The sequence below is a fragment of the Paenibacillus sp. J22P218 genome, assembly GCF_056269195.1.
In genome coordinates this window covers 1,089,647-1,104,289 of sequence record NZ_JBWDNL010000001.1, presented here as the reverse complement: position 1 = coordinate 1,104,289, position 14,643 = coordinate 1,089,647, and the positions used below count along the sequence as shown (strand labels likewise).

Below are 14,643 nucleotides of genomic sequence, written 5' to 3'. Positions count from 1 at the left end.
CTTTAGGAGGTGCCCATCCATCATGCCATTCATCGAAACGTACATGGACACGAATGCCGAAGCGATTAACGAAGAGGTCATCTACCAGAACCCGCTGCTGTTTCTGAAAATATGGGAAATCAGCTCGAATGCAAGCCATTACGGCCCAGTGGACAACCAACCCTGGCATAATCATAAAGAAGTCGAATTTCTTGCGATATTGAAAGGAAACTTAGGCGTCCAAAGCAAACATAATTACGTTGTCCTTGGTCCGGGTGACGTTATGGTGCTCGGAGCCTCTCAGCCTCATCGATCTCACAAGCCTAATGCGGACGACCATCACTATATTGTGTTCCAGATCGATCTTGGCAAACATTTTGACCAAAGCACAATGCCGTATTTGTCCTGCTTCTCGGAGCATACGGAACCGCTGGATAATCTGAACTACATCTTCAATAGCAACAACGCCGTCAAACAGGAAGCGCATGACTTCATCATGGATATTTTCCATGAATCGCAGCGGCGCACGAGAGGTTATGAAATTGCCGTAAGCGCTGCCATCAAGCGTCTTTTACTGCTTATGTTAAGAAACGATAGCCGAGGCGTATTAAAGGATACGGAGGAAACGGACTTAGTCCGCTTCAGACCCGTTCTCGACTATATTGACACGCATCTCGACGAGAAAATCAGCGTCGAGGAAGTATGCGCTTTGCTGAATCTGAGCTATCATTATTTCATCAAATATTTCAAAAAAACGATGGGGCTTTCCTTCGTGGAATACGTCAATTACAAACGAATCAAGAAAGCCGAGTTGCTTCTGCTGACAAGCGATCTTAATATTATGGATGTGAGCTGCGAGGTCGGCATCACCAACATGGCCCAATTCTACAAGCTGTTCAAGCGGCATAACGGCTGCTCGCCTAGGGAATTCAAGCTGCTCATGCGCAGCGGCTCCAATGTAATCGAGATGCAGCAAGAGCAGCTCTAAATAAGGAGAGATACGATGACAACATTCGACAAAAATGCGCAACAAACCGATTTACCAAAGATCAGCAACCCTGCTACTCGCGCGCTCACACAGGCTGGTTATTTTAAGCTTGAGCAGTTTACTGAAGTTACGGAGGCAGACATCCTCAAGCTGCATGGCGTAGGGCCTAAAGGAATTCGAATACTGAATGAAGCTCTTCAAGCAAGAGGACTGTCTTTTGCGCAAAAGTGAATGTTTAGTCTAGGATTACATCGTTTATTGCCCAGCTTCTACGATTTCACTCAGCCGATCGGCGATATGATCCGTGCACACGCCGCCATGATACGTGATGACCGAATCGATCGTTAGTTCTTGAAACTTAGCTACGGACTTCGTTGCCAGCTGATGATCGAGCGTGAACTTCAGATCGAAAGACTGGAGAACGCCGTCTCGGGACGTTAAGGCATCCCCTGCTATTAAGGTTTTGCTAGGGATATGGTAGAGCGATATATGATCCGGCGTATGGCCGGGCGTGTGTATGACTTGAATGCCGCCGGCATAAGGAAGAATATCGCCGTCTTGAAGGATCACGTCCACTTTCACGGGTGATGAAACGATGATTTTGCTTTTAATAAGCGGGACCTCCCCAGCCAAGTAAGGTACGGCTGCTTCATGAGCCAGCACTTGAACAGAGCCCTCTGAAGCTTGCACAAGATCAGACAAGCTGCCGATATGGTCGCGATCTTGGTGCGTAATGATGATTTTAGTTAATTTGTTGAACGGAAGAGACTGCTGCTCCAACAGCTCGCGGATAAGCTCTAACTGACCTGGCAGCCCCGTATCTACGAGAATGACATCCTGATCATCCCATAGCAAAGTCGGATAAACCACAAACGGCGTACCATTGGCATCCATCGTTAATTGAATCGCTTTTATTCCTTCATTGGGTCGTGTCATCTAGCGCAACATCCTCTCTTAACCTTAAATGAACAACAAGTTTATTTTACCACCAGCTAGGTTCGTAGAGCAAAGAAACAAACAACCACTTCGTTCGAAGTGGTTGTTTGTGCTCTGAGAAGTTAGGCTACACTATTTTCGTAACCTATGATCGGAAGGAGAATTGATATTGAGTAAGCCTCAATCGGAAAATATCCGTATATTTATAGCACTGCCTTTGCCAGTTCCTATAAAGGTTCGGTTGAATCGATGGGTTCGGCAAAATAAAGAAAGTCTTCCATTTCGCAAATGGGCGCATCCAGACGATTACCATATAACGCTTCAGTTTCTCGGGGAGATGCCGGCGGACAAGCTTGATGCTCTCAACATCGCGTTAGCCGACATTCACTATCCCACCTTTGAATTACACCTCACCGACGTCGGTACATTCGGACCTTCTGCAGCGCCAAGGGTTTTATGGGCAGCCGTTGACGGTGAGCTTGTGAATTTGACTGCTCTGCACGGTGAGGTTGTGAAGAAAACGAGTCCGCTTGGATTTGTTCCGGAGGAGCGACCCTACAAGCCGCATATTACGCTGGCGAGAACGTTTGCCGGCGAGGGCAGCTTGTATGTGACGGCTTTCTCTAGCTTTCGCTCATCGGAACGATGGTTAGTTGACCAATTTGTGGTTATGCGGACTCATCTGAATACGTCGCCCATGTATGAAGTCATAGGCAAATACCCCCTACAACCTCGGTAGGGGGGTATTGCCGCCATTATGCCTCGCTTACCATGCGATTCGTTAATTGGCCCAAACCTTCGATCTCAATCGTTACGATGTCTCCGGGCTTCAAGTATACGCGCTTGTCAGCCGGATAACCAAGTACGACGCCTTCCGGTGTCCCCGTTAAGATGATATCGCCAGGTAAAAGCGTCATATGCCGGGAAATATAGCTGACGACCTCATCGCAATGGAAAATCATATCCGATGTATTCGAATGCTGGCGCTCGTCCCCGTTCACGAAACATTTGATAACCAACGCGTTCGGATCGGCGATCTCATCCTTCGTAACCAAATAAGGTCCAAGCGGGCTGAAACCGTCGCAGCTCTTGCCAAGCAGCCACTGCGAGGTTCTCATCTGCAGCTCGCGAGCTGACAAATCATTTGCGCAGCAGTAGCCGAATACGTGGTCAAGCGCTTGCTCCTTGCTGACGTTTTTGGCTGTACGGCCGATGACGATAACGAGTTCCGCCTCATAATCGACTTGGCTCGTCACCCGTTCCGGCAATACGACGTCTTGAAGATGACCCGTCAATGTATTATTGAACTTATTGAACAGAATCGGAAATTCCGGAATGGCCGCATTCGTTTCAATCGCATGCTGCCTGTAATTAAGCCCCACGCAAATGATTTTGTTCGGAGCCGGCACGCAGGGGCCGAAGTGGACTTCCTCTTCGCGAATCAGCAAGTCACGCCCCTGATCTGGCGATAGGAGCACACGCTCCACATAGCTGTTTAAGCTTTCCACAGCCTTCTCGCCTCCGGCTATTACGTCCATGATTGACGTCGGAACTTCGGAATCGGGCATGCGCTCGAGCGCGGATAAAATATCGATAATACCATCACTTCGCTTGACTCCAAGTCTGTATTGCCCCTCTTGATTAATCGCCACGACCTTCATTTTGGTTGTTTGCCCCTTCCCTTTCTGGTATTAAGCATCTTTGCCAAATACAACTCCACCGTCAATGTACAGTGGAGAGCCCATCATGAACGATGACTCCTCCGAAGCGAGAAACAGCGCTGCGTTGGCCACGTCTTCGGGCTTGCCCAATTGTCCGCTAAGCTGCCGCTTCTGAATCGCCGAAATCGCTGCTTCCGGATCGTCATAGGAACGCTCCAGGTAAGCCTCGACGAAAGGTGTCATAATCGTTCCCGGCAATAAGGCGTTAACTCTTATATTATACTTTGCATAGTCAACTTGCATCGACTTTGTTAAGGCAAGCACCGCACCTTTCGAAGCGGAATAGGAAGCTCTTCGGGCCAAACCAATCTCCGCAACGCATGAAGACATATTGATGATCGTGCCTGCTCTCCGCTCCATCATATGGGGAACCACATACTTAGAGGGCAGGAACACGCCGCGAACATTGACGCTCATCACGCGATCCCATGCCTCAGGCTCGATTTCATGAATCGCTCCTACTCCGCTTATGCCCGCATTGTTGAACAATATATCGATTCGCGCGCACGCCTTGATCGCTTCGCCAACCATCGCCTTTACCGCTGCGGCATCCGTCACGTCGGCAAGCAGGAACAGCGCTTTCCCTCCCGACTCTCGAATGCGTTCAACCGTTTCTAATCCGCTGCTCTCGGAAACATCGTTAACGATAACGAAAGCGCCCTCCATAGCGAACCGTTCGGCCGTCGTTTGTCCGATTCCAGAGCCTGCTCCCGTCACCAGCGCAACCTTATTTTGAAGCTTCATCGTTCCTCCCCCTCCCTATTGCGCCTATCTTATCCGGAATTGGTCAAAATATCGGGGGATGATTTCCGTCGATGCCCCCGGCATTTCCGGCAAAATGTAATGGCCGTCCTTGACCGTAGCCGGCTCCACAAAGATCGTTCGGATCCACGGAATATACTCGAGCATGATCGCTCCTTGCGTAGCCGCCACCAAATGCTGATGAATTTGGCCCATATCGCCTACATGCGGGCAGATCGGCACATCATAGGAAGCAGCAAGCCCGGCAACTTGAAGCCATTCGGTTATGCCTGCCACCCGAGTCACATCCACCTGGCAATACTCTACCGCCCCTTGATGGATATAATCGCGGAACGCATATTTCGAGTAGACATGCTCGCCCAGCGCAATCGGAACGTTCAAGGCATCGGCAAGCTTCTTATGGCCGGCAATGTCGTCAGGGTTAAGGGGCTCCTCCAGCCAAAATAAATGGAACTCTTCCAGTCTTTTTCCCCATGTCATCGCGGTATTGATATTCCACTGCTGGTTCACGTCGATCATGAAGTTGACTTGATCGCCAATTGCCCCGCGAACTGCCTTCACGCGATCGTAATCCTCATGCGGATCAGGCTTGCCTACCTTGATTTTCACTCCCGTAAAGCCCTGCTCCACAATGTCCGTAACATCCTTCAGCAAGCGGTCCTTCGACCAATTCAGCCAGCCGCCGTTCGTATTATACGCTTTGATCCCTTTGCTCTTATGCCCGCCGAGATATTGCCACAGCGGTTTATTGGACGCTTTCGCCATAATATCCCACAACGCGATATCAACGGCGGCAAGCGCCATATGGGTAATGCCGGCGCGTCCGATCCAATGCATTTTGCCGTATCGAAGCGTATCCCATATTTCTTTGACCATGAACGGATCTTTGCCGATCAACTCCGGTGCGTAGTAACGGTCGATCGTATCCACAATCATAGAGTCGCCATGGGCGCAGGTCCCTGTGTAACCGTAACCGACAAATCCCTCGTCGGTGAAAATACGTACGCCCGACAACCCCCAATGCGTAGCTGCATTAATCGCGTCCGTGATCGGCGGATCGATCGGAACATGCAGGATGAACGTTTCTACCTTTGTTATTTTCATATCATACGCTCCTTTAATCGATTAATAGCCGAGTGAAGCGCCGCCCTCTACCGGCAGCGCGACGCCTGTTATGAAAGAGGCTTGCTCGGAAGCAAGAAACATAACCGCTTGCGCCACTTCCGCAGCCGTAGCCGGCCTGCCTAGCGGATGCATATCGTTCAACAACTGAACCGTTGCCGCCGGATCTTCCTGCTGCGCTGTCCACGCATCCAATAACGGCGTTGAGACGCCCGCCGGGCATATGGCGTTGACCCGGATGCCGTCAAGCGCAAGGTCGAGCGCAAGCGACTTCGTCATGGCGATGATGCCGCCTTTCGAAGCGGCATAGATCGGATTATTTCGCTGGCCCGTCAATCCGTTCAGCGAAGCCATGTTCACAATCGTTCCCTTCGATGCACGCAGCAGCGGCAATGAATGCTTGATCATCAAATAAACGCCCTTCAGATTCACAGCGATTAACCGGTCGAAATCCTGGCTCTCGATGTCCTCGATCCGCTTCGGCATAATAATCGAGGCGTTATTGTACAGCACGTCCAAACGGCCGTATAGTTGCCGTACTTGCTCAAGCAAGCTGGTCACGTCCGCCTCTTGCGATACGTCGGTTCGTATTGCAACCGCCCTAGGGAGTCCGATTGTCGCGGGATATTTCACGGTTAGCTCTATAGCGAGACGGCTAGCTTCTTCCTCGTTCCGGTCGGCAATGACGACGTTTGCCCCTTCGCTCGCGAACAGGCTGGCACTGACCTCGCCGATTCCCGAAGCGCCGCCCGTAATGATCACGACCTTATTTAAAAACCGCAAGCGCACCACTTCCTTATCGATTCCTATTGCTTTCCCCATACGTGAAACGCAAAGTTTCGCCTGCGACCGTATCGAGCTCCAATATTTCTCCTTCTAGCAGCAGTTCTCCGTTTGCCCGCTTGCAGCTTACGGCGCCTTCCCAGCAGTTATACATTCGCAGCGGCGAGCCCGCTTCGCTCGTCACCTCGATCCACGCGACTTTTCCGGCTTCCTTGAAGGCGCTGACCAAAAATCCCCCTACAGCCCGCAGCGTAGCGAACTCGGCTCTTTTATCGTCCGGCCAATTCGGAAACAAGCGGAGCGTGCCGTTATAGCTTTGCAGCAAACACTCGTTAATGACCGCAGGTAATGCAAAATTCTCGAACCAAATGCCCATGCGCCCCATGTAATCGAACGGCGTCGTATCGGCATATCTGCCTCCCGACTCCAGCAGTTTATCGGTGCAGGTGCCGTTCGGCAGCGTACAATAAACGATTTGCCGCTTGAAGCGCTCCAGATCGAGCTGGCCTAGCCGAGCTCCCGCCAGATTAAGAAACACGAGCTCATTACCGCCTTCGTTTCGGTGATTGCGATAAGAGTTCACCGCGATTTGGAATGCGTCCGGCGGCGAGTGCAAACCATGCTCTTCGCCCGGGAACACCGTCGTTATCCCATTCGGCACGTTGTACACGACTTCGGGATCTTCCCCTTCCACGGACACGAACACGGTCCCCCGCTGAGATACCGCCGTCGGATATTCAGGAAACCGCGCCAACAGGTTGCTAATATCCGCAAGCAGCTCCGATTCTGCCTCGGTTCTATCCAAAGCGGCGCAAGCCTCCGCGAAGGCGCGGAACAGAAACTTCGTCAGCGTCAGATCGACGATGCAGTCGCGATTGCGCTTGAAGCCCGGCGTCAATTCGTACAGCTCGGGCACGACAGTCGGGAAAATGTGATACCGATCGTCGCCCCAAGCCTCCCCGCTGCTGCCTGGCCGCATCATATAATCCGCCATGAAGCGTGCCGCTTCTTTCATCGGCACGAAAGCCCGATCGGCTAGGAATGCCTTATCCATCGTGTACAAGTAATGCCACCACAAGCTCTGAACCGTCCACGGCGTTTCGCATACCTCCCAGCCCCAGTGCGGCACGGGATAAGGCATCATGCTCATCTCCACCGGGTAGGCGGAATGCGGGAAGTATGCGCCTCGCAGCCCGTAGTAATCCTTCGCCCATTTGCGGCTGACCGGCAGCACATGTTCCACCATATTGGCATATGCCAAGTGTTTGTCGACATGATTGCTCGAGAACGCGACCCAGAACGGCTGCTGCGTGTTGTAGTTCATATGATAATCGCCATGCCACTCCGCTCCGATCTTGCCGTAGCTCCAATTGGCGAATAAGCCCGGACAAGCCGCTTCCGGCTTGACGGAGCATTGGAAGAAATAAAGGTTTCTGTACCATACCCGCTCCAGCAGATTATCCTCCAACTCCACGCCAGACCGCGACCAATAACGCTCCCATACCTGCTTGGATCTGGCAAAAGCCGCATCGAATGCGGATTCATCAGGATCTTCGATGGCTGCAAGGGCTTGGGATGGCTTGCGGCTGACCGCTTCGTCCGCTCCCTCCTCGAGCGCGGCGCACAGTGTGAACGAATGGCCCTTCCCTGCCGCCAGCTCCAGCAGATTGCCGCTTTCCCGAACGGCGACGGCGGAAGAGAGGCGAGCCGACAACCGAAACGCCCGTGCTTTGCTTGCATTCTCTCGACTCTCCGTGAGCGAAGCCGGCAGCTTCTGCCGGAAAGTCAAACCGCTAAGTTGGGCGCCTGACATTGCTTCGTATAAAGGGAGCTCAATCGGCGTATAAGGATCTGGAATCAATTTCACTCGGTTAAACACATTCGGAAGCGTCGCGGTCGCTCCTCCAGCCTTGCTCCTAAGCGACACCCATAACCGGTCTTCCTTCTGGTCGACGAACAGAAGCAGCCGAGCGCTTTGCTCCTCAACCTTAAGTTCGACCTCGCATAATCCCGTATGGAGCGACAATCGGTGGCCGAGAACCTCCGTCGTTCTTCTATCGAAGCCAAGCAGAAGAGAACCGCAAGGCATCGGCCGCGGATACGGCTTATCGTAATTGTCCCCCGCCATCGCGACATAGTCCCGATACCATGGCTCGTCGGTTAAGGAAGCGTAATGTGCCGGAATTTCCTTGATTCGGGCGAACAGCTCCTCGAATCGCCCAATCTCATCCTGATGATCCTCGGCGATCCGGATATCCCACACGTTATTGTGTCCGAAGTGAATGACGATCGCATCCGGCTTGGTCGTTACGACCGCCCCCATGCCGCCGTTGCCGAGCAGCGCTCCCTCGAAAAAGTCCTGCGCCGGCCCCTCGAACGAGATCGCGTGCTTAGTGGCTATATCTTTCCTGTTCAATGTCATCGGAATCTCCCCTATGCTGCCCTAGTCGGAATAAAGTAAAGGGCCGGGCTCTCTTCAAGTCCCGAGAGAACCCGGCCCATCATCCATTGGTTGCTTTAGTCAACCTTATATTTGATCTGATCCACCAGCATCACGCCTCCGGATGCCTTAATACCTTTGATCGTATGCGGTCCGTCCGCCAAGCCATTGATGTCGAAGATGGTCTTGCCCGTCAATCGGCTGGCATGATAAGCGCTGACCGTCTGAACGAAGGCGCCGTCCACATAGATGTCGATATTGCCCTGCTGCGGCCCTTTCGGTCCGATCAGCGACACGCCTTCACCGATAAAGGAATATTCGAAGAAATCGCCGTTCGTTTCCGTGTATTGCACGTCCTGCCTGTAATCGGATTTGAAGGCAAGCGTTAGTGCTGTCGTACCTGCAGGCAACGATGCCAAGTATTGTTTCTTCACGGTCAATTGATTTCCAGACAGCTTGTAATCCTTATTCGGTTTCAAGTTGTACGCACCGTTCGAAATGCCGATCAAATTGCTTGCATCGACTGCCAGCGTGACGACAACGTCTTCCTTCTCCGGAGGGTTTTTATCGAAAATGCCCTTATCCGGCGTTAACCGCGATGCCTTCTGCACCCGCAATTGATCGAGGAGCATATACGAACCGGATTGCTTCACCGCCTTGAGCGTATGGACGCCGTCCGGCAAGTCCGCGATGACGTACAGCGGCTCCTGCGCAACGCGGCTGCCGCGATACGCGCTTACCGTCTGTTGGAACTGGCCGTCCACGTAAATGTCGACGTCCCCTTGCGACGTATCCATTTCGGTTAATAGCTCGATTCCCGTGCCGTGGAACGTATATTCGAAGAACGCGCCGTTCGTTTCGGCGAAGTGGACATCGTCCTTATAATCGCCGAATGCCCGATTTCTGCTGTGCTGCCATGCCCCCGAATACGCAATGCCTGCGTCCGCGTCGTTCACCGGGACGAACCGGCCTCTAGACGTATCGCGTACCGCGACGGCCAGATCTTGCGGTGACCCTTCGGTGAAGGAAAGTGTCAAATTCGCCATGCCGATATCCAGCCCCGCCAAGTAGCCCCGTTTGAGTGTCAATTGATTGCCGGATACCGCGTAATCCGTCCCTTCGGTCAACACGCTCGTGCCGTTCGCGACTTCGGTAAGCAAATTGCCGTTCAGACTAAGCGTGATGGTCGGTTCGTCCTGTTCCGATACTTGCTGGTCGAAGCTTACCGTCGTAGGGCTGATCGAGCTTTGCAGCACCTGCGACGCCGACGTCACCTTCAATTCGTCGAGCAGCATGTAACTGCCCGATTTCTTCACCGCTTTCAGCGTATGCGCGCCTTCCGGCAGATCGGAGGCCGAATAAACGGTTTGCCTTGCAAGTCGGCTCGAATGGGAAGTATCGACCGTTTCTTGGAATACACCATCCAAATAGATGTCCACTTCCCCTTGCGAGGAGTCTTTTTCCGTGACGTATTCAATACTGGAACCGGTAAATTCATATTCGAAATAATCGCCGTTCGCCTCCGCATAATGAACGTCATCGTTGTAATCGCCAAGTCCGCGGCTCCAGCTATACCCCCATGCGCCACTGTACGAAATGGCCGAATCATTATCGTTAAGCGAGATGATCTGGCTCGTCGTATCCGCGACCGTAATCGTAAGCATCGCCGTTTCGCTTCCGGCGAAGGAGAAGACAAGCCTCGTCGTGCCTTCCGGCTCCGCGGCCAGGTATTCTTTCTTAATCGTCACCTCGCTGCCCGATACGGTGTAGTCCGTTCCCGATGCGAGCGCCGTTACGCCGTTCGCGATGCCTGCAAGAGCCGGACCGCCGGGCGTCAGCTCGACCGTCACGTCTCTTTGCAGCGAGGTCTTCTTGTTAAAGCTGCCTTCGGATGGCAGAATCAGATCCGGCTTGATCACCTTCAGCTTATCGAGCAGCATGAAAATACCGGACTTCTTCACCGCTTTCAACGTATGAACGCCGTCCGTCAAGCCGTTAACGGCAAAGACGGTTTGCTGTGCAAGCCGGTTCGCATCGTACGTGTCGACGGTTTCTTGGAAAACCCCGTCCACGTAAATATCGATCTCGCCCTGCGAGTCGTGCTTCTCCGTGATCAACTCGATGCCAATGCCGGTGAACTCGTATTCGAAATAATCGCCGTTCGCCTCCGTGAAGTGGACGTCGTCGCCGTAATCGCCTAATCCGCGGTTCCAGCTGCGATGCCACGAGCCCGTGTAGGCAATTGCCGAATCATCGTCGTTCAAGTTCACGATGACGCCTTCCGTCGTATCGCTGACCTCTATCGACAGCGTCTGGGCCAGCCCTGCGCTGAATCCAACGGTCAGCTTCGTCTCCCCTAGGGGAAGTCCGGCGGCATATTCCTTCTTGATCGTCAAGGTCGATCCGGACACTGTGTAATCAGTCCCGTTCGATAGAGCCGCGCCCCCGTTCGAAACGCTGCTCAACGTATTGCCGTTAAGCGTTAATGAAATCGGAATATCGGCCCTAGCGGCAGGCTTCTTATTGAACTTCGCCGAGCTTGGCTCGATTAGACTGTTCTGAACGCGGGAATCGGTAACGGATACGAGCAGATTTTGCTTGCCTCCCGTTTCCTCATATCCTCCGTTCGTGCTCCAATCTCCTTCGAAGGAGAAGCCATGATCATCGTCATTCGCGCTAACCGTCCCGTCCAGCGGCGTCACTTTAAGCAAACGGGAGCCATGGGCGGCCAAATTCGCCGAGCTGAAGCCGTCGTTGAAACTTCCAAGCTCCGACTTGCTCCACAGATCGCGGACGGATGCCGGACCCGATAGCCCGATGTCGCTCCAGTCGACCTCAACCGTTGCGGCCGCATCGTCCAAATTGAATAACGCGACCGTAAAGCTGCCGTCTCCGTTATTGGCATACCAGACCTGCTGATCGGTCTCGGTCGATAGCGGACGAGTCGGACGGCCGTTCTGGTTGACCGCGATGACCTCCTCGTTCGTAAGCAGCTCAAGGCCGTAGCTGTCCAGATTCGTCATATCGTTGCCGATATAAAGCGGTGCGGCTGACATCGCCCACAGCGTCATGGCCGTCTTGCGCTCGTCTTGCGAAATGCCGTCCATCGCTCCGTTGCCCACGTTGAGCGAATCGAAGTCGTTCCAGCCGCCCGGCTTGCCGTGCGGCCACCATTGCTCTGCTTTCGGGAACAGTCTTGCGATGCTACTCCAGCTCGTAAGCCCTGCCGTGCCGCAGTAGCATTCGATATCCCAGTCAACGCGCCAGCCGTTGGCATACTGCTTCCAGGTGTCTATGTAGTTGATGTCCAGTGCCCACGACAGCTCCAGCCATATGCCGTGCGGCGCAAGCGCAGCCGACCAAGCAGCCACGTCGTCTCGCGCGTCCAGTGACAGGTCGGAGATGCCCGATCCCGGCGTCACGCTGTCGAATTTGAGAAAGTCGATGCCCCATTCGGCATACAATTCAGCTATGGAGTTAATGTAGCTTTGGGCGCAAGGGTTCGAGAAATCGATCTTATAGCCGAGGTTCCAGTAATCCGCCTGCGCCAGCGGCTGAGCGGCGATATCCTGCATCGAACAGCCAGGTGCGCCGTAGATGGGCAGATCGTCCTCGTAAGCTTGCGGCGATAAACCCGGAATGCCGTAAATGCCGATCTTCTGATCGTTCGCATGAACGTAGTCGATCACCTCTTGGAAGCCGTTCGGATAATGCGTCGTGCTTGGAATCGGACGTCCGTATCCGTCCATGCTTCCGTTCCAGCCAGCGTCAATGTTGATGTACTCGTAGCCGTATGGCTGCAGGAGCGTATGCATCGCATCGGATTGCGCTTTGATCTGAGCGGCGGAGATAATGCCGTTATTCCCGCTGTACACCTGCATGCTGAAGCTGCTCCAACCCATGTATGGCTTCAGTCCGAGGCCATTGTCGGCCGCTTCGACCACGTTGGATACCGGAGGCGCATACGTTAGCTGCACCGCAAAAATAACGAAAGCAAGGAAACACAAGCGCCATTTTCTCATCGACTTACCCACTTCATTCATCCCCTTTAACGTTAAAGTAGAGCAGAAAGCCCGGATCGTTGTATGTCCAGGCTTTCTGCTAATTCATGCTTTTCGTTATTTATTCGAGGCGTCGTATGCTTTCTGCAAAATTTCCAAATAACGGTCTACTTTCAGATCCTTCAATCCTTTGACATAACCGTCCCAATCTTTGGTCAGATCCTTGTTGCCGGTAACGAATTGCAACGCGCTTTGCTCCACGTATTTGCGAAGGTTCGTCTGGAGAATGCTCGCTTCGTCGGCTTCCGCTGGATCAACCCATACCGACCATAGCGGGAACAGCTCCTTAGGCTCATGGCCTTGGTAGAGCAGTGTTGCTTGGTAGAGACGACGCTCGTAAGCGTTGGAATCGTAAATATCCGTTCCTTGCACGAAGCTGTCGCGGTACTCGGAAGGCATGTAGAAGTGACCCATGCCGCTCCAGCCGGCATTGCGCGGTGCTTCCCCTTCAGCAGCAGGGATCGGCTTGATCATCGCTTTGACGCCTTCGCCCAGCGCTACATCGTCAGGACCCGGACGTTCCCAGTCGATGCCTTCCATGCCGGACGCCGCATTCGTCTGACCTTCCCATGTGAACATGTAGTCGACGAGCTTAATGAGCGCGATTTGAGCTTCTTTGCTCGCTTTGTTCGTAATGACGAATTTCGCGCCAGGCGCTACGCCGCCGCCGTCATGCGTCGCGAATGATGCCCCGTTCGGGCCAGTAAGCGGAGGCAGCGGATTGTAATCGGCCGAATATTGGTTGCCCTTGTCGATATTGACGAAGATGGCTGGATGCATGCCCGCTCCGGCGCCGAGAATTTGCGTATCCGCGTTTTCGCCGATTTTTTTGAAAGCTTCGGCGTTTTGGGTGAACGCTCCCGGATCGATCAGTCCTTCGTCGTACAGCGACTTGGCGTAGGCGAGCCCTTGTTTCCACTCTTCCTTAATGGCAGCGGACTCCACTTTGCCGTTCGTCAGGTTCAAATAGTTCCGGTCGTCATTGTAGACGAACCCGTTCATGAGGAACGGAAGAACCCGTACGCCGAAGTCTTCAGTCGAACCGCTGAGCGGAACTTCGTCCTTCACGCCGTTTCCGTTCGGATCGTCGTTCTTGAAAGCGCGCAGCACTTCGCGGAATTGGTCAGGCGTCGTTGGCATTTCCAGGTTCAGCTTCTCCAGCCATGATGTGTTCAGCCACAGCTTATTCGGATACGAACAGTGGAAACATTGCGAATAAGCGACGAGACCGTAGATGTTGCCGTCGGGCGCCGTATTAAACGCCTTCAGATCGGCATTCGATTCCATAGCCGCTTTGATATTCGGCGCATATTCGTCGATTAGATCGTTCAAAGGTACGATTACGCCTTGCTTGCCGTACTTCAGCACGTCCGTCTGCGTGAATTGATCCACGTAGCCCGTGAGAATGTAAGCATCCGGATAGTCGCCGCTCGCGAGCGAGATTTGGCGTTTTTCCTTCGCGCCGTCGGACGGAATAACCTCAAAGTTTAATTTCATGTTGAACATGTCCTGCACATGCTGGGTGAATTTATTCGTTGGCAGATCGATGCTTTGGTCCTGCACGGCAAACACGCTGATCTCTACCGGAGCGGCTGGCTTCTCTCCTGTATTTTCCGATTCCTTAGGCGGCGTTGATGCGTTGCCCGGTTGATTGCTGTTATTGCTGGACGAGCATGCGGCAAGCACCAAGCTTACCGACAAAACGATGGCGAACAAACCCGCGATTCTCTTTTTCAATGGTATCGCTCCCTTTTTAATAAATGGATGAATGTCTTAACGCGATGAAACGCGATGCTGGACGAGCAAATCGATATAAGCACCACCTCCTTAAAATGATTGATGTGAGGCTAG

Annotated in this window: 11 protein-coding genes; 3 read left to right on the top strand and 8 right to left on the bottom strand. The window is 53.1% G+C overall.

The window, feature by feature from the left end; all coding sequences use genetic code 11:
* Positions 1-22 precede the first annotated feature (22 nt).
* Complete coding sequence (locus AC0YN0_RS04445) at positions 23-967, top strand: helix-turn-helix domain-containing protein (protein WP_475820183.1); 945 nt, start codon at positions 23-25, stop codon at positions 965-967.
* A 15-nt stretch (positions 968-982) separates the two neighbouring features.
* The gene (locus AC0YN0_RS04440) at positions 983-1,198 is read left to right on the top strand and encodes a helix-hairpin-helix domain-containing protein (RefSeq protein WP_475820182.1); all 216 of its coding nucleotides are present in this window, start codon (positions 983-985) and stop codon (positions 1,196-1,198) included.
* Between the two features lie 24 nt (positions 1,199-1,222).
* On the opposite strand, the gene AC0YN0_RS04435 is transcribed toward AC0YN0_RS04440, so the two are convergent.
* Complete coding sequence (locus tag AC0YN0_RS04435; protein WP_475820181.1) at positions 1,223-1,903, bottom strand: MBL fold metallo-hydrolase; 681 nt, start codon at positions 1,901-1,903, stop codon at positions 1,223-1,225.
* Positions 1,904-2,072: 169 nt separating this feature from the next.
* Between AC0YN0_RS04435 and thpR the strand changes: the two genes are divergently transcribed.
* Positions 2,073-2,642, top strand: coding sequence for an RNA 2',3'-cyclic phosphodiesterase (gene thpR / locus AC0YN0_RS04430; protein WP_475820180.1), 570 nt, complete (start codon positions 2,073-2,075; stop codon positions 2,640-2,642).
* 16 nt (positions 2,643-2,658) lie between these two features.
* Here thpR and AC0YN0_RS04425 read toward each other — a convergent pair whose 3' ends face one another.
* The 7 genes from AC0YN0_RS04425 to AC0YN0_RS04395 all read right to left on the bottom strand — a co-directional run bounded on the left by AC0YN0_RS04425 (position 2,659) and on the right by AC0YN0_RS04395 (position 14,529).
* Complete coding sequence (locus tag AC0YN0_RS04425) at positions 2,659-3,564, bottom strand: fumarylacetoacetate hydrolase family protein (RefSeq protein ID WP_475820179.1); 906 nt, start codon at positions 3,562-3,564, stop codon at positions 2,659-2,661.
* A 30-nt stretch (positions 3,565-3,594) separates the two neighbouring features.
* Positions 3,595-4,368 (bottom strand): SDR family NAD(P)-dependent oxidoreductase, encoded by a 774-nt coding sequence (locus AC0YN0_RS04420; RefSeq protein WP_475820178.1) that lies wholly within the window; start codon positions 4,366-4,368, stop codon positions 3,595-3,597.
* Between the two features lie 24 nt (positions 4,369-4,392).
* The gene (locus tag AC0YN0_RS04415; protein WP_475820177.1) at positions 4,393-5,490 is read right to left on the bottom strand and encodes a mandelate racemase/muconate lactonizing enzyme family protein; all 1,098 of its coding nucleotides are present in this window, start codon (positions 5,488-5,490) and stop codon (positions 4,393-4,395) included.
* 21 nt (positions 5,491-5,511) lie between these two features.
* On the bottom strand, positions 5,512-6,297 hold the full coding sequence (locus AC0YN0_RS04410; RefSeq protein WP_475820898.1) for an SDR family NAD(P)-dependent oxidoreductase: 786 nt from the start codon (positions 6,295-6,297) through the stop codon (positions 5,512-5,514).
* 7 nt (positions 6,298-6,304) lie between these two features.
* A complete protein-coding gene (locus AC0YN0_RS04405; RefSeq protein WP_475820176.1) occupies positions 6,305-8,713 on the bottom strand; it encodes a glycosyl hydrolase family 95 catalytic domain-containing protein in 2,409 nt (802 codons plus the stop codon).
* Positions 8,714-8,808: 95 nt separating this feature from the next.
* Positions 8,809-12,753, bottom strand: a complete 3,945-nt coding sequence (locus tag AC0YN0_RS04400; protein WP_475820175.1) for a X2-like carbohydrate binding domain-containing protein — start codon at positions 12,751-12,753, stop codon at positions 8,809-8,811.
* Positions 12,754-12,849: 96 nt separating this feature from the next.
* Positions 12,850-14,529 carry an extracellular solute-binding protein gene (locus AC0YN0_RS04395; protein ID WP_475820174.1) on the bottom strand — a complete coding sequence of 560 codons (1,680 nt, stop codon included), beginning with the start codon at positions 14,527-14,529 and terminating at the stop codon, positions 12,850-12,852.
* Positions 14,530-14,643 lie beyond the last annotated feature (114 nt).

Bases quoted from the DNA above. Each gene is read 5' to 3' on its own strand.
- AC0YN0_RS04445 (WP_475820183.1), top strand. From the start codon at position 23: ATGCCATTCATCGAAACGTACATGGACACGAATGCCGAAGCGATTAAC.
- AC0YN0_RS04440 (WP_475820182.1), top strand. From the start codon at position 983: ATGACAACATTCGACAAAAATGCGCAACAAACCGATTTACCAAAGATC.
- AC0YN0_RS04435 (WP_475820181.1), bottom strand. From the start codon at position 1,903: ATGACACGACCCAATGAAGGAATAAAAGCGATTCAATTAACGATGGAT.
- AC0YN0_RS04425 (WP_475820179.1), bottom strand. From the start codon at position 3,564: ATGAAGGTCGTGGCGATTAATCAAGAGGGGCAATACAGACTTGGAGTC.
- AC0YN0_RS04420 (WP_475820178.1), bottom strand. From the start codon at position 4,368: ATGAAGCTTCAAAATAAGGTTGCGCTGGTGACGGGAGCAGGCTCTGGA.
- AC0YN0_RS04415 (WP_475820177.1), bottom strand. From the start codon at position 5,490: ATGAAAATAACAAAGGTAGAAACGTTCATCCTGCATGTTCCGATCGAT.
- AC0YN0_RS04405 (WP_475820176.1), bottom strand. From the start codon at position 8,713: ATGACATTGAACAGGAAAGATATAGCCACTAAGCACGCGATCTCGTTC.
- AC0YN0_RS04400 (WP_475820175.1), bottom strand. From the start codon at position 12,753: ATGAGAAAATGGCGCTTGTGTTTCCTTGCTTTCGTTATTTTTGCGGTG.